Below are 484 nucleotides of genomic sequence, written 5' to 3'. Positions count from 1 at the left end.
CCACGACCTGGGCAATTTCTGCCGAGCGGACCGCCGGGGTCCGCCAGCGTTAGAGTGCAGCGAATCCTCCCGTGAAGCCGGTTCTCGATCTCGTCACGAAGTTCGGACCGGCCCGAATCGCCGCCATGGCGGCGGTGACGCTGACGCTCATCGGCTTCTTCGCCTTCATCATCCTGCGGGTCTCGCGCCCCGATATGGGCGCGCTGTTCTCCGACCTGTCGATGCAGGACTCCGCGTCCGTGGTCCGGGAATTGGACAGCCGCGGGATCCGCTACGAGACGCGGGGCGATGCCGGGCAGACGATCCTGGCCCCGCGCCCGGACCTCGCCAAGCTGCGCATGGACCTCGCCGGCAAGGGGCTGCCGACCCAGGGCGGCGTCGGCTACGAGATCTTCGACAAGGGCGACGCGTTCTCGTCCACCAACTTCGTTCAGAACGTGAATCACCTGCGCGCCCTGGAGGGCGAGCTGGCGCGCTCGATCCG

At 68.0% G+C, this 484-nt stretch carries 1 pseudogene; it reads left to right on the top strand.

Annotation, left to right across the window (positions count from 1 at the left end):
* Positions 1 to 71: 71 nt before the first annotated feature.
* Positions 72 to 484: pseudogene (locus tag ACU8YC_RS26595) on the top strand (hypothetical protein); the annotation flags it as partial.

The organism is Citrobacter sp. VF227, assembly GCF_052950715.1.
The sequence above is the reverse complement of the archived record's forward strand: the minus strand, read 5'-3'. Positions and strand labels throughout refer to the sequence as shown.